The organism is Bacillus sp. UNC41MFS5 (genome assembly GCF_000686805.1).
In genome coordinates this window covers 253,400-275,874 of the sequence record NZ_KK366020.1, presented here as the reverse complement: position 1 = coordinate 275,874, position 22,475 = coordinate 253,400, and the positions used below count along the sequence as shown (strand labels likewise).

The 22,475-nt window shown below is 43.8% G+C and carries 21 protein-coding genes; 4 read left to right on the top strand and 17 right to left on the bottom strand.

The window, feature by feature from the left end; genetic code table 11:
- Nucleotides 1–103: 103 nt before the first annotated feature.
- The 3 genes from BR30_RS0130075 to BR30_RS0130065 form a co-directional block, all read right to left on the bottom strand.
- Nucleotides 104–868: a class I SAM-dependent methyltransferase gene (locus BR30_RS0130075; protein ID WP_026568282.1), complete on the bottom strand. Its 765-nt coding sequence runs from the start codon at nt 866–868 to the stop codon at nt 104–106.
- Nucleotides 869–1,069: 201 nt separating this feature from the next.
- Nucleotides 1,070–1,900 carry an aldo/keto reductase gene (locus BR30_RS0130070; protein WP_026568281.1) on the bottom strand — a complete coding sequence of 277 codons (831 nt, stop codon included), beginning with the start codon at nt 1,898–1,900 and terminating at the stop codon, nt 1,070–1,072.
- A 48-nt stretch (nt 1,901–1,948) separates the two neighbouring features.
- On the bottom strand, nt 1,949–3,181 hold the full coding sequence (locus BR30_RS0130065; RefSeq protein WP_026568280.1) for an MFS transporter: 1,233 nt from the start codon (nt 3,179–3,181) through the stop codon (nt 1,949–1,951).
- 200 nt (nt 3,182–3,381) lie between these two features.
- On the opposite strand from BR30_RS0130065, the gene BR30_RS0130060 reads away from it, so the two are divergent.
- Nucleotides 3,382–3,753 (top strand): winged helix-turn-helix transcriptional regulator, encoded by a 372-nt coding sequence (locus BR30_RS0130060; RefSeq protein WP_026568279.1) that lies wholly within the window; start codon nt 3,382–3,384, stop codon nt 3,751–3,753.
- Nucleotides 3,754–3,854: 101 nt separating this feature from the next.
- Here BR30_RS0130060 and BR30_RS0130055 read toward each other — a convergent pair whose 3' ends face one another.
- From BR30_RS0130055 to ssb, 5 genes are all read right to left on the bottom strand, one after another.
- Nucleotides 3,855–5,540 (bottom strand): hypothetical protein, encoded by a 1,686-nt coding sequence (locus tag BR30_RS0130055; protein WP_026568278.1) that lies wholly within the window; start codon nt 5,538–5,540, stop codon nt 3,855–3,857.
- A 256-nt stretch (nt 5,541–5,796) separates the two neighbouring features.
- A complete protein-coding gene (locus BR30_RS0130050; RefSeq protein ID WP_026568277.1) occupies nt 5,797–6,918 on the bottom strand; it encodes a 3D domain-containing protein in 1,122 nt (373 codons plus the stop codon).
- 129 nt (nt 6,919–7,047) lie between these two features.
- The gene (locus BR30_RS0130045) at nt 7,048–7,503 is read right to left on the bottom strand and encodes a hypothetical protein (protein WP_026568276.1); all 456 of its coding nucleotides are present in this window, start codon (nt 7,501–7,503) and stop codon (nt 7,048–7,050) included.
- Nucleotides 7,504–7,888: 385 nt separating this feature from the next.
- On the bottom strand, nt 7,889–8,113 hold the full coding sequence (locus BR30_RS34900; protein WP_155928945.1) for a hypothetical protein: 225 nt from the start codon (nt 8,111–8,113) through the stop codon (nt 7,889–7,891).
- A complete protein-coding gene (gene ssb / locus BR30_RS34895) occupies nt 8,106–8,483 on the bottom strand; it encodes a single-stranded DNA-binding protein (RefSeq protein ID WP_035446378.1) in 378 nt (125 codons plus the stop codon). Before ssb ends, BR30_RS34900 begins: the two co-directional genes overlap by 8 nt.
- A gap of 246 nt (nt 8,484–8,729) precedes the next feature.
- On the opposite strand from ssb, the gene BR30_RS0130030 reads away from it, so the two are divergent.
- Nucleotides 8,730–9,164 carry a YwpF family protein gene (locus BR30_RS0130030; protein ID WP_026568275.1) on the top strand — a complete coding sequence of 145 codons (435 nt, stop codon included), beginning with the start codon at nt 8,730–8,732 and terminating at the stop codon, nt 9,162–9,164.
- A 53-nt stretch (nt 9,165–9,217) separates the two neighbouring features.
- Here BR30_RS0130030 and BR30_RS0130025 read toward each other — a convergent pair whose 3' ends face one another.
- The 5 genes from BR30_RS0130025 to spoIIID form a co-directional block, all read right to left on the bottom strand.
- Nucleotides 9,218–9,559 (bottom strand): hypothetical protein, encoded by a 342-nt coding sequence (locus BR30_RS0130025; protein WP_231507858.1) that lies wholly within the window; start codon nt 9,557–9,559, stop codon nt 9,218–9,220.
- A gap of 161 nt (nt 9,560–9,720) precedes the next feature.
- On the bottom strand, nt 9,721–10,155 hold the full coding sequence (fabZ, locus tag BR30_RS0130020) for a 3-hydroxyacyl-ACP dehydratase FabZ (protein ID WP_026568273.1): 435 nt from the start codon (nt 10,153–10,155) through the stop codon (nt 9,721–9,723).
- Nucleotides 10,156–10,229: 74 nt separating this feature from the next.
- Nucleotides 10,230–10,946: a DNA-directed RNA polymerase subunit beta gene (locus BR30_RS36345; protein WP_081825627.1), complete on the bottom strand. Its 717-nt coding sequence runs from the start codon at nt 10,944–10,946 to the stop codon at nt 10,230–10,232.
- Between the two features lie 425 nt (nt 10,947–11,371).
- A complete protein-coding gene (locus tag BR30_RS0130010) occupies nt 11,372–12,373 on the bottom strand; it encodes a rod shape-determining protein (protein WP_026568272.1) in 1,002 nt (333 codons plus the stop codon).
- A 186-nt stretch (nt 12,374–12,559) separates the two neighbouring features.
- Nucleotides 12,560–12,832 carry a sporulation transcriptional regulator SpoIIID gene (spoIIID, locus tag BR30_RS0130005; RefSeq protein WP_026568271.1) on the bottom strand — a complete coding sequence of 91 codons (273 nt, stop codon included), beginning with the start codon at nt 12,830–12,832 and terminating at the stop codon, nt 12,560–12,562.
- A 636-nt stretch (nt 12,833–13,468) separates the two neighbouring features.
- Here spoIIID and BR30_RS0130000 point away from each other — a divergent pair.
- Nucleotides 13,469–13,795 carry an MGMT family protein gene (locus tag BR30_RS0130000; RefSeq protein WP_026568270.1) on the top strand — a complete coding sequence of 109 codons (327 nt, stop codon included), beginning with the start codon at nt 13,469–13,471 and terminating at the stop codon, nt 13,793–13,795.
- A gap of 188 nt (nt 13,796–13,983) precedes the next feature.
- On the opposite strand, the gene BR30_RS0129995 is transcribed toward BR30_RS0130000, so the two are convergent.
- From BR30_RS0129995 to BR30_RS34885, 3 genes are all read right to left on the bottom strand, one after another.
- Complete coding sequence (locus BR30_RS0129995) at nt 13,984–16,860, bottom strand: Ig-like domain-containing protein (protein ID WP_231507857.1); 2,877 nt, start codon at nt 16,858–16,860, stop codon at nt 13,984–13,986.
- A gap of 305 nt (nt 16,861–17,165) precedes the next feature.
- Entirely contained in the window at nt 17,166–19,163 is a 1,998-nt protein-coding gene (locus BR30_RS0129985) for a penicillin-binding transpeptidase domain-containing protein (RefSeq protein WP_026568267.1), read from the bottom strand.
- Nucleotides 19,164–19,430: 267 nt separating this feature from the next.
- A complete protein-coding gene (locus tag BR30_RS34885) occupies nt 19,431–20,288 on the bottom strand; it encodes a stage II sporulation protein SpoIIQ (RefSeq protein WP_035446376.1) in 858 nt (285 codons plus the stop codon).
- A 100-nt stretch (nt 20,289–20,388) separates the two neighbouring features.
- Here BR30_RS34885 and BR30_RS34880 point away from each other — a divergent pair, with 100 nt between their 5' ends.
- Nucleotides 20,389–20,865: a VanZ family protein gene (locus tag BR30_RS34880; RefSeq protein WP_231507856.1), complete on the top strand. Its 477-nt coding sequence runs from the start codon at nt 20,389–20,391 to the stop codon at nt 20,863–20,865.
- Nucleotides 20,866–21,141: 276 nt separating this feature from the next.
- Here BR30_RS34880 and spoIID read toward each other — a convergent pair whose 3' ends face one another.
- Nucleotides 21,142–22,179, bottom strand: a complete 1,038-nt coding sequence (spoIID, locus tag BR30_RS0129970; RefSeq protein ID WP_026568266.1) for a stage II sporulation protein D — start codon at nt 22,177–22,179, stop codon at nt 21,142–21,144.
- Nucleotides 22,180–22,475 lie beyond the last annotated feature (296 nt).

The following is a 22,475-nucleotide window of genomic DNA, read 5'->3' as shown; positions in this document are numbered from 1 at the left end:
TTCCTATTAGTTCCTTCCTTCTCTTTAACATAATCGTTGCAGCCGAGGTCGAGACCCTTATAACCAGACTTACCACAAAAAAGGATCAATATGGTCCCTCTGCTCACTCTTTTAGTCCTAGCACACGAATCCGCTTATAATCCGCGATCCATGTACCGTTCTGGTATAAGACATCTCTTAAATTTTTGGTGGATTCTGATATGATGCTCTCTTTGGATTCGGGTGCGAGGCCATCCAGCATACTCGCGGCGAACATCTCAATCCAGTTACGCAATCCATTTTCTCCGTTTAGTGGAGTTGGCCGGTCGAAATGTTGGGCGTGAGTGACCCGAAATCCTACTTGCTCCATTAGGGAGGTGTATTCACCGATGCTAGGGTAATACCAAGGAAATTGCTCCGTTTGAAAGCTGGTTCCTAATTGATGAATAAGTTCGTCGGTGATTTTTTGGACGTTGCCTTTCCCGCCGAATTCTGCGACAAATCGGCCGCCAGGTTTTAGGGCCTGGTAAATGGATTGCAGGGCCTGTTTCGGCGTTTTCACCCAATGTAGTGTGGCATTAGAAAAAACGGCATCGAATTCGTTCCTGTCATTCATGGTAGTGGCGTCCTGGACCCTAAAGGTTAGACCTGGATACTTTTTTTGTGCCTGCTGGACCATGTTTTCTGATTTATCTATCCCAATTATAGAAACGCCCAGTTGATTCATTTGGTTGGCCAAATCCCCTGTTCCGCAGCCAAGGTCGAGAACTTTTTCACCCGGCTGCGGTGCAAGCCATTGGAGCAAAGCCCCGCCAAAACCTGAGACAAACGAATGCTCCTGATCATATAAACTAGCATTCCAGTTATCTTTCGTTACTCTATTGGACAACCTTCCCCACCCCTTACTTTCACTATTTTACTTATTATAGCAAAGTTATGGGAAAAATGACCAATTCCACGTCTCTGCGTGGCGGACAAGTGTCCACGAGTGGTGCCTGACACCCAGGCTGTGCTGTGAACAGTAACTGAAGGAATAAAAAAAGACCAATCTTCGCATGAAAATTGGTCGAATGGTAGTAATCCACTTTAATTAAAAATCAAAGTTGTCGGGGTCTGGGCCGACGCGGTGGTTTTGGTTTAGTTCGTTTATTTGGTGCATGTCCTCTTGCGTGAGTTCAAAGTCGAATACTTGTGAGTTTTCGATGATTCGATGTTCTTTTGTTGATTTTGGGATGGTGATGACGCCGTTTTGCAGATCCCAACGCAAGATGATTTGGGCCACTGATTTATTGTATTTAGAAGCAAGTTCCACCAATACTTCATTGTCTAATAATTGACCTTGCATTAATGGTGACCAGGCTTCCATCTGGATCCCGTTCTCGCGGCAGAATGCTTGGACTTCATTTTGGGTTAAGCGTGGATGATATTCAACTTGGTTGATCATTGGCTTAATCTCAGCATCCTTCAATAGGTCTTCCAGGTGGTGAACTTGGAAATTGCTGACTCCAATCGCTCGCACCCGTCCTTCTTTGTAAAGGGTCTCCAATGCTCTCCACGCTTCCTTGTATTTGCCAGCTACCGGCCAGTGAATGAGGTAGAGATCTAAGTAATCTACACCTAGTTTATCTAGACTTGTTTGATACGCTGCTAAGGTCGATTCGTAGCCAAGGTCAGCATTCCAGACCTTTGATGTGACGAATAAATCCTCTCTAGCGATGCCCGATTCCTTAATCCCTTGTCCTACTCCCTCTTCGTTTCCATAGATGGCTGCCGTGTCAATGCTCCGGTAACCATGTTGAATTGCCGTTTTCACCGCGTTCACTAACTCCGGTCCTTCCTCTACCTTAAAGACACCCAAGCCAAACCATGGCATTTTTACCCCGTTATTTAATGTTGTTGTACTTTGTAAATTGTTTATCATTTTTAATACCTCCAATTGTATTTAGTAAAATCACTCCAACTGTCCTCCTCACGGGGACAGTTGTGCTTTTGTGGTGCCTGACACCATTGACTCCATTGATTCCAAGTCTTTCTTTTCTAATGCTCGGCTCACCCCTGTTAGGATGGCCGCTGCGAGTACCATTAATGCTCCGATCCATGTGGTGTGGATGAGTCCGATTGAGTCAGTGATGGTGCCGCCTAGGTAGGAGCCGATGGCGATTCCTGCGTTGAAGGCGGCGATGTTGATAGCAGATGCTACATCAACGGCGCTTGGGACGTATCGTTCTGCGAGGATGACCACGTATACTTGCAGACCCGGTACGTTCATAAAGGCAAGCAATCCCATAAAAATAATTGTGATTAATCCCGCGATTTTGAACGGCGCGGTGAACATTAGGACAAACAGGACAACAGCTTGAACAATAAACATATAGAATAGAGAGCCAATTGGATTGCGGTTCGAGAGCTTGCCGCCCATCATGTTGCCAATGGCGATTGCCAATCCGTACGCCAGTAAAATAATCGCAATCGAACTCTCCTTAAATCCGGTTATTTCCTGTAGTAATGGTGACAAATAAGTAAAGACAACAAATGTGCCGCCATACCCAAGTGCCGTGATGACGAATAAAAGTAGGAGGCGGCCATTGGTTAGGAGCTTAACCTGGTCCCGAACGCTGGTCTGTGTTCCTTTTTTTAAAAAAGAAGGTATGAGAATCCAGTTGGCGATGAAGCCAATGATACCAACGATGACGATAAGGATGAAGGCAAGCCTCCAGCCGTATTGTTGGCCGATAAATGTTCCGAATGGCACGCCGGTGACGGTTGCGACGGTGAGGCCGGAGAACATGATTGAAATGGCGCTCGCGCGGCGGTTGGCCGGGACGAGGTCGGCGGCGATGGTGGAGCCAATCGACATGAAGACGCCATGTGATAAAGCTGAAATCACGCGCGCTGCCAGCAAGACGCTGATGGTTGTCGCGCTCGCGGCAATTCCGTTACCGATGATGAAGACGATCATAATCCATAGTAAAAGGGTTTTCCGTGACATGCGCGATGTCATGGATGTCAGCACTGGCGCTCCGAATGTGACCCCAAGAGCGTATAGCGAGACGGTCAGCCCCGCGGTGGTGACGGGTATGTGCAAATCTTGAGCGATAAGCGGCAGCAGCCCGACGCTGATAAATTCGGTGGTACCAATCGCGAAGGCGCTGACGGCTAAGGCCAGTAGTGCGAATGTGCTTTGCTGTTTATTTAAAGGCATAAATTTTCCTCCTCGTTTGTGTAGGTTTATATAAAAAGGTATGATTGTTTTCATCCGGCAAATGTTATTATGGAGGATATGTAAGTTTATCGGAAGTACGCACTTTAAAGTGATATAGGTACCCAGCAGTGCCATAGGTACTTTTTGGTACCTGCCTACCTGTCTGTTCGATTGTCAGTGAAATGAGGAGGAAGATGAAGATGGAGAAGAAGAAATATAATATATCGGTTGAGGCGACGCTTGAGGTAATCGGTGGGAAGTGGAAGTGTGTGATTCTCTGCCATTTGACGCATGGGAAAAAACGGACGAGTGAATTGAAGCGACTGATGCCGAGTATTACGCAGAAAATGTTGACGCAGCAATTGCGGGAGCTGGAGGACGATGGCGTCATTAATCGGATTATTTATAATCAGATTCCCCCGAAGGTTGAGTATGAGTTGAGTGAGTACGGTCAGAGTCTAGAGGGGATTCTGAATTCGCTCTGTACATGGGGTGAAAATCATATTGAGAGGGTTTATGGGGATAAGTTTTCTGTATTAGAGGAAAATGTTTTGAATGATCATCTTAAATAGATGGTGGCAATAGTGTTTTTGGTGTCAGGCACCATTAACTATTGACCACAGCACTCATATGCACGCCAAAGGCCGCAATTTTGCGGCCTTTGGCGTATTTTTTATGCTTGTATATATGGTCGATCTTTTAGATGGTCGGTGTGCTCCAGCATGTGCATGTAAAAGATTTCGTAACGGACCCAGCGGAGCGGGAATGAAATCGCGACTTCGTTTTTCTTGTTATAGATGAGAACGCGTTTTTTGTTATGCTCTACTTTTTTGATTTCATGCAAGCCGATGGTGTGCTGCTTCGACCCGTTTTCCATCACAAGCTGCTGACCAACGACCTGGATTTTTCTTTTTTTATTTTTGGTAAGTTCATAAAGACACATCGCACCGCTGATAACGGTTAGTGCAACTAAGAAAGGAATCCCATCTTTCGGAAACCCTGTTACCGCCTCTTTAATCCAGTGAACCACCGCAAGGCTGAGGAAGAACCAAGCACCTCGACTTAGCCGCGGCGAGCTTTCAAAGTAAATACTGGACTCATGTTCTTCCTTTTCCTCTGCTCTCTTTTTGAAAAAAGCGGCTTTATGTTCTTCGATGCTGGCCGAATCCCATTCGACAAAATCAGTATAGCTGCCGTCCCATAATTCGGCCGTATCGTCTCCGTCCTCAAGCGCATAGCCGCCTGCCCAACCCACGTATCGGGTCCCGATATGCACGAAACTCAGCAAATAATAGCGTATCGGCTGGCGATATGTGTTTTCGGTTTCGACTTTATCGATGATTTGAATGTCCTCCGGAAAGCGGATGACTCCCTCTTCTTCCTCTGGCAGGTTGATAATCGTCGAAAAGAGTCTCGTCTTCGCCAAATGTGGCTGCTTTCCTTCCGCAATGGGATACAGATGCTCTAGATTCTTTTCCTTTAACTCCCAATAAACCATTTCTGCACTCTCAATATGCTCAGCTGCTTCTACGAGCGTGTTCTGTTGATACGAAAGGTTTTTGCCCACACATACCAACAGCGCCTGCGTTTTTATCAACGGATCGCGGAAGGTCATCGCCTGCTCCAGCTCAGCACCGATGTCAGCTGAAAAATAATATTCCATTAAGCTAATAAATAATTTCATTTTTGTTCGAACGGCAAAATAGCTATCCTTCCAAGCCGTATAAACGTATTTGCTTGAAAAATCGGAGTCAAATTTCAGATACTCCTGTTTCTCTACGTGATAATCGTTGAGCAATGACGGGAGGATGACGTCCTTCCTATAGCCTTTTTCTAAACTGGAGTCGTTCAGCGATAATACTAAACTATAAAGCAACAATTTATAATGCTCTGTATTGAGCTTGGCGAGCGTTTTATCAAGGATTCCCTTAATCAGCATCGGATAAGGGTCCAGTTCATTGACTGGAATATGAAATTCTTCAGTCTCGATTAACTCGACGATTTTTTCCTCGAGCACAAAAAAAATATCCTCGTCTTCTGTCGTGAGCAGCATTTCAATTGCCCGCTCTTTTGCCTGCAAGTCAAGACCATCAAAATGCTTGAGGAGTCCTTCCACCACTTCCGGCATCGGAAAATCACAGACAAAGTCAATAAGATAAAAGGAGGGGTTGTCCCAACGGTCGACAGGCTCTGGGAATCTGGATGCCGCCGTTTTGATCATATCCTTTAACACATCGATTTGAATCTCGAGTCCTTCTTCCAGCTTATATTGAAAAAGCTGGTCAAGCGCTTCAAATCTCTTTTGTGGGTTCTCACTTTTTACCTGCTTTAAAATCGAACGCAGTTTTAACTCAATCACTAAACTGATCCCTCTCTCATACTACCAATTTGTTAAAATATGAATTTATTTTATTTCATAATAACAAAATCAGCAACGTGTCAGGGGTAGAAATTTGGGTGTCAGGCACCATTTGCTGTATGAGACCTGTGGCTATAGTGCTTTCGGTGTCAGGCACCAAATCCTCTCCTCTATAAGTCCATTGGCAATATTGCTTTGGCCTCACCCTACCGCACCGATAAAAAAAGACCTAACAGTTTCCTGTTAGGTATTAATGTTAGTCTAGTACGATGATTTTTACGGTTTTTCTGCCCCATTGGATGCATTGGGATGTGGTTGGCAGTAATACGTCAATTTTATGACCTTTAATTGCGCCGCCTGTGTCGCCAGCAACAGCAATGCCATAGCCTTCAACCCAGACTTTTTTTCCAAGTGGAATGACTCTTGGGTCGACGGCAATCAATTTCATATTTGGATGTTTCCTAATGTTGTAGCCAGCTGCCGTAATGTGGAAGGATTCTTCCGGGCTGTATGCAGTCGCACTCACATACATTTCCTTCCCATTTATAGCCGCAGTTGTTTTGTTGTTTGAAGATGGCGCCGGTTTGGCTTTTGAAACCGGACGTGTCTTCGCCTCTTCTTGTTCACTTTTGATTTTGGCTTGAATATCATTCAATTGTGATTCAATGCCTGCCTTTTCCTGCTCAGCAAGCGCCATTTGTTTAAGGATTTGACTATATTTTTGTTGCATTACGGTTAAGGTTTGTTGACTTTTTTGTCTGTTTTGATCAAGTGTTTGCTGCTGCTTCGCAAGTTCATTTTGATCTTCTAGTAAAAATTGTTCTTGTCTATCAATCTCTTTTTTGTCTTCTTCAATCTGCAGCAGGTCTTCCTTCTGGGAACCCAAGATATCTTTATCCGCATCCATCAAGGTCGAAACGGCGCTCGCACGTTGGATAAAGTCTGTGATACTATCAGATTCGAAGAATAAGTTGATAATGACATTGATATTATCTGTTTGTTGAAGTGAGACAGCCCTCTGCTTCATAATCCCTGTGCGGGCAAGGATTTTGTCCTCGAGGACGACGATTTCTTGTTTCTTTTTTTCAATGAGTTGGGCTGTTGCATCTATTTTTTGTTGCGTTTTGGCCATTTCTTCTTTGTTTTTTGTAATATCACTGTACAGGGCGTTTAATTCTTGCTGAATTTTTACGATTTCTTGATTAACAGTCTGCTTTTCTTGCGCTTTTTGCTCTACTATTCTTTGTTTTTCCGCTAGCTCTTCTTTAGCATTATGTAGGGCTTCCGTGCTTGTTTGTGCATATGTAACCATAGACCCTGATATTGATAATATGATTGTAAGTAACATGAGAATGATACGCTTTCTTGTCGTTTGCATACACTTTCTCCTTTCCTTAGTACTCTAGTTATACCAGAAGAATGTACCAGTAATGTTACAAAAAGATTAAAAGTACATCACTTTTTGTCATATTACACATATTAGTGTCATTTCTGTGTCATAACAGTGTTAACATTTTTGGGGTTGAGCGTCACATTTCTCCTCCATTTTCCTACTTTCCGCCAGTTTACCTCTTGGCTTGGACTTCGCTCGTCTTTTTTTGCCATTCGGAAAGTCCGCTAAAAAGGACACCCTGTTCCCTTCTTTAATGGCAAAGTGGGTGAGGAACCCAAAGACTTCTTTTTCGGTTAAATCATTGTTTTCTTTATAGATTTGTAAGGAATGCTGATCGTACGTAATATGAATGCCGGAATTAAAGCTATGGATGGGAATAATTGCTCTTTTATTAAATGGAATTGATTGATAAGGAGTATCCACATTTGTTAGGGGCGACCGAGTTGAGAGTTGTATTGCATCAAAAAAGCTTGGTTTGCTGTTGATTTTCTTTTTCCTCCTGCTTGAAGGATTGACAATGAATATTATTGAGTTTTTCTCCACAAAGATACCTACTTCCATAAAATACAATAATTTACATCACCTAACATTATTCGACGATAACTTACAAATTCCTCTTAGGTGATTTTATCTCATCTCATATTTTTCTGGAACGTTCACGATTTTTACATAAATGATAGGAGTATTCGGCAGATAGGCTCAATCACGAGGAGTCAGGCTTCATCACGAGGGATTTCTTTTTGCTTTAAATCAAAGAAGCCGCTGATGAGTTCAGCGGCTTCTTTTTAAAAAAACAGGGGGGGTTTTTCAATTAGTTTACCCCGTTGGAATATTTTTATACGTGTCAATCATAAAAAAAATTCCGGCAAGTAACTGCCGGATAAATGGAGATCATGTCGGAGATGGCATTGATTTTTTATCAAAAAGTCAGTTGCGGGGATAATTATTGAAAATCCTATAAACGAAATGGAATAGTTGATGAAGGTTCGTGCGGATGGGAGGAGTAAATTCTGATGAGGTTGTCTCTTTCCTTGATTTCATGCTGTTGTTCCTTAATGATCCATTCCAGCTGGCTGACGCGTTTTTGGAGGCTGTCGAAATTTTTATTTGAATTACCAACCATTTTGATTAAACTTTCCAGTAATTGTTCGAGGTTTCTGGTCATTTCATCGTTAGACACCAACCGTCACTTCCTCCTTTTTGGGCGGAGCTTCCACTTCATGTGGCTGCGGCTTGGCGCTTAGGAACTGGACCGTTTCCGCGACTACTTCTGTGACATACACCCTTTTTCCCTCTTTGTTATCATAGTTCCGAGTCTGCAAACGCCCCGTAATTCCGATTACTGCACCTTTCCGGCAATATTGACACGTATTTTCGGCTGCTTTCCGCCAAAGGGTACATTGGATAAAATCGGCCTCAATTTCGCCGTTTTGGTTGCGAAAGTGACGCGACACCGCCAGGGTGACTTGGGCCACGGCCGTCCCTTCTGTCGTCTGTTTTAATTCCGGGTCCCGTGTCAATCTGCCAACAAGTGTGACTTGATTGATCATACCTTCATCTCCTTCTTTGTTTGACGGTACTAGCATAGCCTTTTGGTGTCCTTGTTGTAAAACAGGGAAAAGACCATTATTCGTCCGTTTTTTAGGAGATAAACGGTTTTTCAAAGGGGTTTTTGTCAAAAAAGACGAGTAGATTTTCGAAAAAAACTTATCTTCTAAATTTCGACAAAAACTTTTCGACATTTGCTTTAAGTGAACATATGTTATAATTTTGGAAAAGGCAATCAGGAGGTTATGATGAAATCTTTTAAGTTGTACTCATTAGATGTAGTGGAAGATGATGCTTCGATTGAAGTTCCGTTAGTAGATGGCTTAATTCTCAATAAGGAAGACGAGCGCTCCACATGGCTGCTTGAGGCGTATACAGATTTGTCCCTCTATGATTATTTCCAAAAAATTTCTGAGCAAAATCGCGACATTATTGTTGAGGCTGTGATTACCAAGAAGGAAAACGCGCCTGCTTATTTTCAAACAAAAATTGTCTCGTTAACTAAATTTGAAAAGCATATTAGCGTTTTGTTCGAGGGAAAAATCCGCCGTAATAAAAGCGACTATTCTGAGCTATTGCTCGAAAGTCTTCTTCAAAAAGGGTTGGAAGGCCCCGCGCTGCTCAACGAATTTAGAGAAAAAATAAAAAGCAAACCAAAGTTAAAAGTGAAGTCGAATAAATAAATCATGAGTGAAGGGACAGGCTGAGCGCCGGTCCCCTTTTTTATTGCTGTGAATTACTCGTCTTTATTGTCCGCGTCTCTTCTGTCAATATCATCCTCAATGATCTCTTCTTTTTTGGTGTTGCTATCCTTTATTGGGTCTTTGTCGGTATCAGTATTTTTGTCCTCTGTGTTTGGATAATGATTGTTTCGGTTGTCTAAATCAAGGTTGTCATCATCATACTTGATAGGAGTATTTAAATTGTTACGGTTTAGATTGTTACGGTTGAAATTGTTGTCATTTAAATCGTTGTCATTTAAATTGTTATCGACGGCTGGTGGCGGCGGATTTTGGTCATCGTTATCATTATTACACGCTGTTAGCATTCCGACTGATAAAATCGAACCTGCGAGCAAAAGAAATAACTTTTTCTTCAAGATCATAAACCCCTTCCAAAACAAGTTTTGACCTACCTATGGGTCTAATTTTAGGTTGTCCAATGTCTATCGAATGATTGCTAGCATTTTTTTACATAAAAAAATCGACCAGAAATTTCTTTCCGGCCGATTCGTTTGGTTTATTCTTTTTTCTCCCCTAAGGCAAAAGTGATTTCGGCTTCACAGGCCACTTCGCCGTCAACGGTTGCCACAGCTTTTCCTTTGCCGATTGGTCCGCGCAGACGGATGATTTCTACTTCCAGACGAAGCTGGTCACCTGGTTTGACTTGCTTTTTAAAACGGCAGCCATCAATTCCAGCAAAAAAGGCTAAGCGGCCGCGATTTTCTTCTTTTTTCAACATAGCGACAGCCCCAACCTGTGCAAGGGCTTCGACGATTAATACACCAGGCATGACTGGGTAATCAGGAAAATGTCCATTAAAGAACTCTTCATTGGCACTAACGTTTTTAATCCCGACTGCGCTCTTTCCATCCTCTACTTCTAAAATTCGATCCACCAAAAGGAAGGGGTAGCGATGTGGGATGATTTCTTTGATTTGTTCGATATCTAACATAGGTTAGTACCTCCTACTAGTAACAAGTATTTATTTCCTATTCTACTACTTAAGGTATACAAAAAGGAAGGGATTTACCTCCCTTCCTCCACTTTTCTTTTTCCTTTTTCAACTAAATCCACAATATGCGTCCATGTGGATTCCTTGAATACATCTTTTACATTCCCGCCGCCAAGGACTCCGTATCCAACCATAGCACCCAATGATATGCTTACGAAACCAAAGACCACTAAAAGAATCAATCGCAGCCAAATTGGAATGAGGCGAATTCTGACTCGTTTATGTTTATCAGAGACATTCTTTTCTTTGTCTCTCGTGAAGGCATCTTTCGACTTTTTCGCCTCACGGCTTTGTTTCCTCGCTTTTGATGTCTCCCGTTTTTTTTCCTCTTTTTCACGTCTCTCGGCTTTCGATTGTTTCGCAGCATCCCTCGTGCCTTGTACGGCTGCTTTTGCCGGTTTCGCTGCGGTCTTCGTGACTGCTGACACCGCTTTTACCGCACCCTTTGCGATTGATACCGCAGGTTTTGCCGCGTTTTTTGTTACTCGAACAACTTCCTTGGCTTGTATCGCAGGAGTATCCTTTGTTTGTCGTACCTCTCCGTTGGCACCTTTCACTGCGTTCTGTGCTCTGTGAACCTCGTCCCTGGATTGGTTCGCTGCGTCCTGTGCTTTGTGAGCTTCGTTCTGGGATTGGTCCGCTGCGTCCTTGGATTGTTTCTGTGCTTCGGCCTTGGCCCGTTTATATTCTTCTCTAGTTCTATATTCTTGGTTTGGATTATTTACAGACATTTGTTAATTCCCCTTTAACTGACGTCCGTCCATTTATGTTTATCTGCATGGTAGACCCCGGACTCAGTGAATTATACATATTATATCCAATTTTTCTGTTCAACTCTTGTAACTGGATATTTGGATTTATTTTTACAATACGTCATTCATTATTCTATTATAAAAAATAAATTCAAAATACTCATCAATTTTAACAGGAAATAGTCTATAAAGGTAGAATTTACTATATTCTGTGGTTTTTTAGGAAAATTCTATCGAAGTCCAAAGAAAAAAGCCCAATGACTGAGGCTTGTCCTGCCTGCTTCATTAGACTTTTTGTATCCTGCTCTTTTGAAGTATGATGTCTTACAACACCAGACCTAAAAGGGCTGCTAAAGATCATTGTCAACTTAATTCCACTTGCAGGGACAATTTTTCAGAAAGGATCATCCAAACTTCCGACTTGGAATCTTGTCGATATTGTCAAGCATAATTCCTGTTCCAATCGCGACACAATCCATTGGATTTTCGGCCACAAGGACAGGAACTTTTAATTCGTCCGCGAGCAGCATGTCGATACCGTGCAGCAATGCACCGCCGCCTGTTAAAATAACGCCGCGGTCGATGATGTCAGCTGATAGTTCTGGCGGAGTGCGTTCCAGCACGCTTTTTGCAGCCTGTACGATTACAGCAACCGATTCACGTAATGAACCTTCGATTTCTTCGGAACGAACTGAGATGGTACGCGGCAGACCGCTTACCATGTCACGTCCACGGATTTCCATTTCTTCCGAGCGTGAACCTGGGAATACAGTCCCGATGTTGATTTTAATATTTTCAGCTGTGCGTTCACCGATCAAGAGCTTGTATTCGCGCTTAATGTAGTTGAGAATTTCCATGTCGAACTTGTCACCGGCCATTTTGATGGAGGAAGAAGTCACGATATCGCCCATTGAAAGAACAGCTACATCCGTCGTTCCTCCTCCGATGTCCACTACCATGTTTCCGCTCGGTTGGAAAATGTCCATTCCCGCACCAATCGCGGCAACCTTTGGTTCTTCTTCTAAGTAAATCTTTTTCCCGCCGCTCTTTTCAGCAGCTTCTTTGATTGCCTTCTGCTCCACACTTGTAATATTCGTTGGGCAGCAAATCAGAATGCGCGGCTTCGATAAAAAGCCTTTAACGTTTAACTTATTAATAAAATGCTTTAACATTGCTTCGGTTACATCAAAGTCAGCGATCACGCCATCTTTTAGCGGGCGGATCGCGACGATGTTCCCAGGTGTCCGACCAACCATGCGGCGAGCTTCTTCACCAACAGCAAGTACGCGATTTGTATTTTTGTCAATTGCAACTACGGACGGCTCATTTAATACGATTCCACGGCCTTTTACGTGAATTAGCACGTTAGCCGTTCCTAGGTCTATCCCAATATCTCTTGCAAACATTCTCTTTTCTTTCCTCCTTAAAACGGAATCCACATACTTTTCCTAATTGTATATTGTACCACACTCATTAAGATTTCCATACTTTTAGCATAGAAAAGTTGTAAAATCTTGCAGATGGATGTCGAATTGGAGGATTCCTAGAGAATGCCTTAAAACCTATTCTTTTTTCAGCCAAGTCATGACGATTTATTTTACAGCTTCACCTTCCTTTTCCTCTTTCTGATATTTCATTTTTGTTGCCTCTCCCCCTCGGAGATGACGGATTGATTTATGATAGTCTAAAATACCTTTAACCTCGTTTGCTAGCTCTGGATTAATCTCAGGAAGTCTCTCTGTAAGATCCTTATGGACTGTACTTTTGGATACGCCAAACTCCTTCGCAATCACGCGAACCGTTTTCCTCGTCTCCACGATATACTTTCCAATCTTGATAGTTCTCTCTTTGATGTAATCGTGCACACTCTCGCCCTCCCTAAATTGGATGTGAGAAGTGTGAAATGAGACCCGCTTATCACTTCGACGAATTCTGCTTCCGTTTTGGTGTCTGCTTGGTGTCAGGCACCACTAAAAGACATTTGTCCATTAGTGGAGGACACTTTTCTTGATGGTGTCAGGCACCAAACGGCAGAAAGTAAGTTACCTTCTGTCTATACGATGAATAATCATGTCCCCGACTGAATGTCCGCTAACTTCAAACGACTCTTCACCTCAAACACTCTCTTTGTAAAGGTTTGTAACCATTTTATTAGCTTGGATACGGGAATATGCTATAAATACTCAATCGGGACAAGGTGTTATTCAAAGTTTTTTGATAATTGGACTTCTTACTTATTTTCGACAATCATTCGAAGCGGTCCAGAATCGCTTCGTTGCGCGGTTTTGGATTGGAAATATCCGTAGCTTAGTTTTATTTCCCAAGAAATTTGTCGATAAAAAAATTATTCAAAAATGGCGATTATGATTGGAATGGAGGGTAAAAAATGGTTTGGAGGCCAGTACTTTGCATAATTTGAGGCAGTTTTTTCTAAAAGTATTGTTAAAATTATTATATCTTTGATACCTTTTTGGTATGTGTTTTTTGAAAGGAAGGTACCTATGACACCTTTTACTGAAAATGTGGTGGAAATTATTCGCAGCATCCCCGAAGGCAAGGTGGCGACGTATGGTCAAATCGCTCGGCTCGCTGGAAGCCCGCGTGCTGCCCGCCAAGTCGTCCGCGCCCTACACTCCATGAGCAAGAAGTATCGCCTTCCCTGGCACCGCGTCATCAATGCTAAGGGGCAAATCGCCCTCCAGGATGACGAGTCCTATAATGAGCAACGGTTGTCGTTGGAGGCGGAAGGCGTCGAGATCGGCTTGAATGGGGTTATTGATTTGGAGAGGTATCAGTGGAAGTCTTCCCTCAACCTGAACCTGAAGTAAAACACAAAAAAGAAAGGGGCGATCAGCCCCTTTCCCACTTTCCTACCATAAAGTTTGACTATTTTAAAGCTTATTGTTGTTTATGACACCCTGTTGATCTACGTTCCAGGCGGCCAGCGACGAGGACGCTCACCGGACAGCCCGAGCTTAGAGAGGAAATCAACAGGCAAGGTTAACAGGCCCAAAGTTTAATAAACTTTTACCGTTCTGGCGGCACTGATGAATCCTTTAGCATCCGTTGCCGTTACAGATATCTTCATTCCACGTTTTTGCCTCGGGATGCTTACTTTATAGCTCCCATAACTATTTGCCTTTGTCGAATAGGTTCTCGTACCAATCTTCACCTTCACGACAGCCAGCTTTTCTGTTTTTCCAGTTACTGAGGTTGCCGTATACCTGACTGTATTCACAACAGGCAGATTAGGGGCCACACGTGCGACCGTGAGTGATTTTGGATTGCTAATCTTCCCATTTGCATCTTTTGCTGTAATCTTGAGCGATGTCCCGCTGTTTTGAATCGGTATCGTCACCTTGAAATTACCAAGGCTATCGGCTTTCCCAATATAGTACTTACTTCCAATTTGAACAGTAATAACCGCATACTTTTCAGACTTGCCTGTTACCAACGCTGATTTGTTGTTAACGGCGTTGACCACTGGGATGTTAGGGGCCATTCTCGTCACCTGTATTGTCTTTGGTACGCTCGTTCCCCCTGCATCCGTCGCAGTCACGCTTAAGAGCGTGCCGCTGTTTTGGGTGGGAATAGTCACCGTAAACTTTCCATTGGCATCGGCATTGCCTTTATAGTAGGATGCACCTGCTTTTACCGTAACCACAGCGGATTTTACCGTTACACCAGTCACGGTAGTGGCTTTATTGGTAACAGGGTTCACCGTCGGACTATCGGGCGGCACTTTTCCGACCACGAACTTTTGTAAACTTCGATTTGACGCGCCATCCACTATCGTCACGTAAAAAGTGGAACCAGGTGTTGGTGGTGTAATCTGAAAGGAAAATTTCCCGGCAGAATCCGCATAACCGAAATAAGTATGGCCAACCATGGCAATCATCACAGAGGCGCCGGCTTCGGTTACACCAATAATTTGGGTTGTTCGATTCGTCACTGTATTTATCTTAATTGGCGGCGGGGTTTTGTCAATGAATTGAACATCTACAGGTGTGCTGACATTTTTCGCAGCATCCGCAGCGATCACGCGCAGGTAAGTGCCTGACACTTGCTTGCCTATCGGAATCGTAAATTGACCATCCACTGAGTTGGCATCGCCCTCGGCAATCAAGACGCTCCCATTAAAAATCGAAATATGAGCACCAGCTTCTGCCACGCCGGTTAATTCCTCCGTTGTCACCTGATTTGGCGTGTCCAACGAAAGTTTCAGCGATGGAGGAGTTACATCTTTTACAGTAAAGAAAGTCGATTCACCTTGATTCTTGGAAGCATCTTCTATCCTAACTTCGATTTCCGTTCCTGCAGTTTGCCTCTCAAAAATAATCCAAAAATAATCGGAAGACACATAGCATGAACCGAGGATTGTTTGTCCTGCCATCACGCGAATGAGCGCCCCTTTTTCTGCGTATCCACTAATGGAATCCATCTGGTCTGTAATCGAATCTTGATTTAACTGCGGTGCGGCGGGTGCTGTTGTGTCCGCCACTATGACTGTCGCATCTGGACTGATGTTTCCCACTACATCCGTGGCGGTGATCTGAATCACCGTGCCTGCAGTCTGTTTTTCAATCTCGATCGAAAAATGGCCCTGTTCATCTGCCGCGATTTTTCCGAGGGAAACGGCTGCTTTGGCCTCAACCGTGGAAAATGGTTCGGCAATACCGGTGATAACTTCAGAATGCTCGGTCACTGCATCGACAACAGGCTCTTCAGGCGGGGTTTCATCCACAACCGTGACAACGGTCTCTGGACTTATCCGGCTGTAGCTATCCGTCGCCTTGATTGTCAGCTCCACTCCACTTTTTTGCGGAGGAATTGGAATCTGAAATCTTCCTGCTTCGCTCGATGTGCCTTCACCAATTTTCTCGGCTCCCCGGTATACCTCCACCTGACTATCCCGGTCGGTGATCCCACTCACCAATGTATCCCGGTCACTTATTTTTTCAACCAACGGCTTTTCTAGCGTTCCAAGTGGATAACCGTTTTCAAACGGTTTATAAGCAACTGTGACAATGTCTAACTTTCCCCAAGAGTTACTATAATCGTTCCCGTCCGTAATTCCACGCTCGATTCGAAGGGGGTCGGTTACGCCCCAATAATTATCATTCGCATCAAAGGGCAAACGATTATATCCTGAGACCTGCACAATCACTTTCGTGTGTGGCCATCCAAAGAAATTATTCTGGTTAATGTGGATATTGGGAATCCCGCCGTCCCCATAGTCACCTCTTACAGTCAGATCATTATAAGAGTCGATTGGATTTATAAAGGTATTATTTTTAACAAAAATTTCCCCTGGGCCATTCGCAACACTTAAGTCCGCTTTTTCGCTAAAAAAGTTATGTTCAATAGATGAGTTCAACTTCGATGAAGAGATAGAAATCGAGCCATTTTTGTATTGGTTATGGCGGAGGATTGCATTTTTGCCAATCGTCGTCACAAGAAACCCGCCATTGTACTTTGGTTGACGATAATGGTCCGCATATTCAATTTGAATCAAACTTCCATTAAACGTAGTTCCCTGTACGTACACATCCTGCAAACGGATGCGTTCTTGCTCGGTCCCAACCGCCTTCAATTGGCCGCGCACAGTAATCCATGATCCATTTTGCCCAATCAACTCTACCCCTGGTTCAATCGTAAGGGTGACTCCTGAATTGATTTCTATCATACCCGATTGATAATAGGGCGAGCCTTCTTTAGTTAACACCCTATCTTCACTAATTACGCCGGATATCGTGCTACCGCTTGTAGTAGTTTCCGCGTGGTTCTCCATGGGAAATAGGGTAAGTAATAAAAGGGTGGAAAGAAAGATTTGCAGAAATTTCTTGTAAAATATCATCCGATTGTTCTCCATTAATAGTTTTATAATATTCATTATCATGGGTGGTATCCGATATTACAATATCCTTTTTCCACTTTCTTCATGGTAAAACCAACAAACCCGGGAGCAGGACAGTAAAAGAATGAAAGTGGGCAGTAAATCCCCCGATCCCGACAGTAAATAGCCAAAACTGGATCGTAAAACCCTAACCCAACAATAAATAGGAATTCCCCCATCATCCCAATTAAAAAAGGACCACAAAACAAAGAAAAAACACCTAGCCCCTAGGTGTTTCATCTCCAATCGTATTAGCTAACGTCCCATTGTGGTGCCTGACACCACACAGTACCAGTACCCATCTACCGTACCAATTCAAAGACCTTCTTCACTTTCTTCACCGGTATCTGTGAGCCGCCCCGCTTCTGGACATTCTCGACCATCATCCCGACCATCAAATTTGGTGAATTTGTGTTATATCCAATGAACCAGCCATTTTCCGTACCCGTTTCACCTTGCTTCTGTTTTATCTCTGCTGTCCCTGTCTTGCCGGCCAGCGGATAACCCTTCATATCGGCCGCATGTGCTGTTCCGGCGGCATCGCCAACCACCTTCCGCAAATCTGCCGCAATTACCCCGGCATGTTCCGCTGAGACCACGGCCTCCTTCCACACTTGGCCCTGCTGCTCATCCGCCAAAAGAATCGGCTTAATCATATTTCCATTATTGATAAATGGTGTATACGCCGACAACAGATGAACGATACTCATTTGAATCTGCCCTTGCCCATAGCCCGAATCGGCAAGCGATATATCTCGGTCCAGCGCGCCAATCGTTGATTTCTCGAGCGGGAATGGGAACGCCAGCTCTTCCTCAAAGCCAAATTTCTTCAGCCCATCCGCGAACGCAGCTTTACCCATTTTTAACGCCGCTTGGGCAAAATAAATATTATCACTAAATACAAACGCCTTTTCCAGATTAACCGGAGCTGATCCAGCGTGGACCCGCGTTACAAAATAGCCGCCCCAAGACTTATCCTTTTGCCACTTCTTCCCTAATATCGGTACCGCTTGCTCCGGCGTGATCGCTCCGTTCTCCAATGCCACACCAGCCGTAATGGCCTTCATGACAGACCCCGGCGCGAAGGTCTGTCTAAAGCGCGTAGCGAGCGGCTGTTGCTTGTTTTCCTGCAGTGCCTTCCATTCAGCCGCCGAGAAGCCAAGCATCGCTTGATTCGGGTCAAATGAAGGCGTGCTGACAAGCGCCAGCGTTTCCCCCGTTACTGGGTTCATAGCGGCTCCCGTGCCCGCTTCCTTGCCAAGTTGGTCATAGATTGCTGTCTGAACATCCACATCAATCGTCAGCTTCACCGCTTTTCCATCCTCAACCGGCTTTTCAGCGAGCACCTCCTTGCCGCCATTCTTCTTGTTAATGGTAATCGTCACCCCAGGCTTGCCCCTTAACTGCTCGTCGTACACTTGCTCAAGCCCTCTTTTTCCAATCATATCACTGCTTGTGTAGCCTTTCTCTTTGAGTTTCTCCAACTCATCCGCCGTGATTGCTCCAACATATCCAATAAGTTGTGCCGCCGCTTTGCCATACGGATAGATTCGTGCTTCCACCTTTCGCGTTTGCACCGGCTCGAGCGCAATCAGCTGGGCAATCCGTGCCTCATCCTGCATCGACACCCGCTTCAATGGCACAAACAGTTCCGGCTTCACCCAACTAGCACTAATCGCCTTCTTAATCTGCTCAGGACTCATTTTTAACAGCGAGGACAGTGGCTCTAGCACCTGGTCCGTCACCTTCCCTGCCACCACACCGACCTCATACACTTGGCCATTTACAGCCAGCCCGATTTCATTGCGGTCGAGGATTTCTCCTCTTTTTGGCGCAGTCGTATTAATGCCAATCTTATCCCCTTCTTGCAATTTCGGAAAAATGAACCCTGTATTCCAGTTTACATACCAATTCTTCTTGTCAGCTCGCTCTTCTTTTTTCAATTGAGCTTTTCGGGTGAATTGAATCGGTCCCGCCACGCTATTCATGCTTGCGGAAAACGAATATTGGACTTGTTCTTTTTCTGCCTGTTTATCTTCTTTTGGTTTTTTAAAGGCAACCTTGAGGTCTGTTATCTGAAGATCTTTGTAGATTTTTTGATAGCGGTTTGTAAATTCCTCTTTGGTGATTTTCTTCTTCGCATCATTAGAAAGATAATCATACATCTGATCAAACTTCTGCCCATTCCATAACGCTATGTACTTCGCAAAACGATCCTGCGGCGTCGGCTCCTTACTACAGCCAGCCAGAACCGCCATCATCAGCAGCACCACCAGCATGGCCCCTACAAACTTCCTCAACAAAATCCCTCCCTTAAAAAGTAATTTTCGGTGTTCGGTGTCAGGCACCACAAAAAGACACTTTCTCCATTTTGTGCACCAGCGGCAGACACTTTTATCTACTCCTGGTGTCAGGCACCCATAATTATTATTATACCGTGAATATACAAAAAATGGTGTTTTGTCCATTTATTATGAGTAAGATAAAGTGTGAAATTGTGGGGAAGAGTGTGAAATAAGTGCAAAAAAAAGAGGAAAGAATTCCCCTTCCCCTTTGTTACGTTATGATTATGAGTTTGTTTTTTCTGTTGAGTTAGTAGAATTGTCGTCCACGTTTTTATCTTGGTCAGAAGAGTTTTCTTGGTCAAGAGAATTGTCTGGATCCTCAATCATTTGCTCTTTTTCCTTCATTTGTGGAGTTTCTACTGATTCGCTTGCATTTTCATTCGAAAGTTTTGCTTCCTGTAAAGTGCTTAGCGATTTTTCAAAATAGTCACTTGGATTTACAGCAATTCCATCTTTACGAATTTCAAAATGTACATGTGTTCCAGCTTTTTCATTGAACAAGCTTTGTCCAGCCTTGGCAATCACTTGTCCCTGTTTTACTTCTTCGCCAACCTTGATCTTTATGTCTTTAACGGATTGATATTGTGTTACAATACCTTTGTCGTGTTCTAGTTCAATGACATTCCCAAGGACTGCATCTTCTTCAACACGTGTGACAGTACCACTTAGTGATGCAACAACATCAAACGATTCGCCGTCTTTCACGGTTACATCGATACCAGTATTTGGTTGGTAGGTATTATTATAGAATACCAAAGCCGCTTCCTGGTCTTCCGTTTTTCCGTTGAAATCATAGAATTTCGTTTTTACGACAGCCGCATCCGCATTTTCCACAGGCATTTTGAAGTCTTCAAATGTCTTGCTAACTTCAACAGCTGGCTCTTGATTCTTTTTACCAGCAATATCCGTGGATTTGTAATCGTATTTGTCTGACGCGTTGTTGCTTGTTTGATACCATAGTACCGCGGTCAAAATGATTGCTGCACTTGCAATATAGATGGCTGGAAATACCCAACGCTTTTTGAAAAAGCGTTTTACGCTGGAACTTTGAGAAGATCGTTTGTTTTCTTCCTCTCTCATTTTCATCACCTCAGCAATCATTCTGAACAGATAAGTAGAATTATATACACTAGTGAAAAAAATTTTTTTGAACTTATTTTTCGACAGTGATTAAATTTTTATGCATGAAGTTAGAAAAATTATTTTTCGAGGAGAATGTACCATTATAGGAGGAAATTTTATGAAAATCTTTAAGTGGGTATTGCGGGTGCTCCCGTTTGCCTATATGGCGGCCATTTTTATTATTTCGAGCCTGCCAGCCGACCATTTCGTTAAGCTGCCGGATTCCCAAGTCGACCACACCATTAAGGAATCATTGCATTTAATAGAGTTCGCGATTTTGTACGTTTTGCTAGTGTTAGCGATGTTAACCCGCCGAGGAGCGTTCACGCCGGCCTTAAACATAGCCTGCGCTGTAATCGCTGGCCTCTATGGAATCAGCGACGAAATCCACCAATCCTTCTACGCCTACCGCTCCGCGTCTTGGTTCGACCTAGTCAAAGACTTCACCGGCATCTTGGTTTGTTTTTATTTTATTAGAGGGGCATTGTTTAAAGGGAAATTTAAGGGGTTTGGTAAAGCACTAAGCCGTGTGTAGTTTTAGGAAAATAAATTCTGCCCTTTAATTTAAGGTCCCTGTAAAGGCTAAGTTCATAGATTTAAGGATTTTATTAGCACTTTTAGGAGAGTCAATATGCAGATAACATCTCAATTCAGAGTTTGTAATCGAGGTTTTAATTAAAAGAAAGTAATCGTTGATAGCTTGGATATGATCTGTTTTAGATTTGCACTTGCAATTCGGGCAGATCCATTTTTCCCACCACACAAAAAAAGCCAGGCATCTTCCCACCCCAGCCTGGCTCACCAAACAAATCTATTTCTTCGCAGTAACCGTATCAAGCATATGATCCGCTGCTGTAATCTCCACGCCCTTGTAGTAATGCTTCACGATCTCCTGATAGTTCTTGCCTTCCTTAGCCATCCCGTTTGCCCCGTATTGGCTCATCCCGACGCCATGGCCAAATCCCTTCGTCGTGATCACAATATTGTCGCCCTTGCGCTTCCACGAGAAGTCAGACGAGCGTAGCTCCAGTTTTTCGCGGATTTCTATCCCTGATAGGACTTTCCCATTGAAATCGACCTTACCCACACGTTTGCCCGCCGTCCGGTCCACAATCTTGCCAATTGTTGATCCAGAACCAAGGTTCACACCAAGCCGTGTTTCAAACTCATGAACGGACATCACCTTTTGACTGTTATATTTTGGGGACTTTATATCCCATGGACTGGATACACTTCTCAAATAAGGGAATTTCCCTTCCCAAACGTCTTCTGAGTTTTCCGTATAGCCATTGCCTGTCGAGAAAAACAAGGCATCGATTGGCTTGCCGTCATAGGTCAAAATTTGTCCGGCTGTTGAGCGTACAGCATCTACGATCTTCTTCTTTTTCCAATCATAATTTGCGCCCCAATCCCTCCTCTGTTCCGCATCATTCATATAAACCTGGTGGATCACGGTGTCAGTCACCTGAGCACCTTTTGGAACGCCCAGCGTATCTTTATTAATTAATCGGTTAACGATATACGTTCTCGCTGTTAATGCCTGGGCCTTGAGAGCTTCATCTTTGAAATCTACGGGCATTTCAGCTGCCACTACGCCAACGAGGTAATCTTCTAATTGGACACTTTCAATGGTTGATTTTGCAGTCCGGAATACGGCGACATCAACGGCAGGGTCGGAAGAAGCCGGCACTGCTTTTGCTTCTTTTGCGGGGGTCTTAGTTAAATCCTCCCCTAACTTTCCGCTCGCGTGATGTTCATCAGAAAATGGTAAAACAAGGACTGCGGGAATAATCAGTGTCAAGGCAATAAGGACTGCTGCTACTACGACGAATGGTTTGATTTTTATCATGAGAGTGCCTCCAGTTTGCAAATTCACAACCACACCAAAACATACCAAAGGCGGGATGCGTCTCAATTAATACATATGGAGGCGGACAAGCATTTATTACGGATTTTTTCATAAAACTGAACATGGTGTCAAAACGTGGTGTCAGGCACCGCTCGTGGACAACTCGTGGACAAATGTCTTTTTGTGGTGCCTGACACCATCCAAGCTAAACACAAAAAAGGCCCGATTCTACATCAGGGCCCGTTGTTTTGCGATTGCTTGTTGTTACTGGATTTCAGGCTTACCTAATCCTCTTA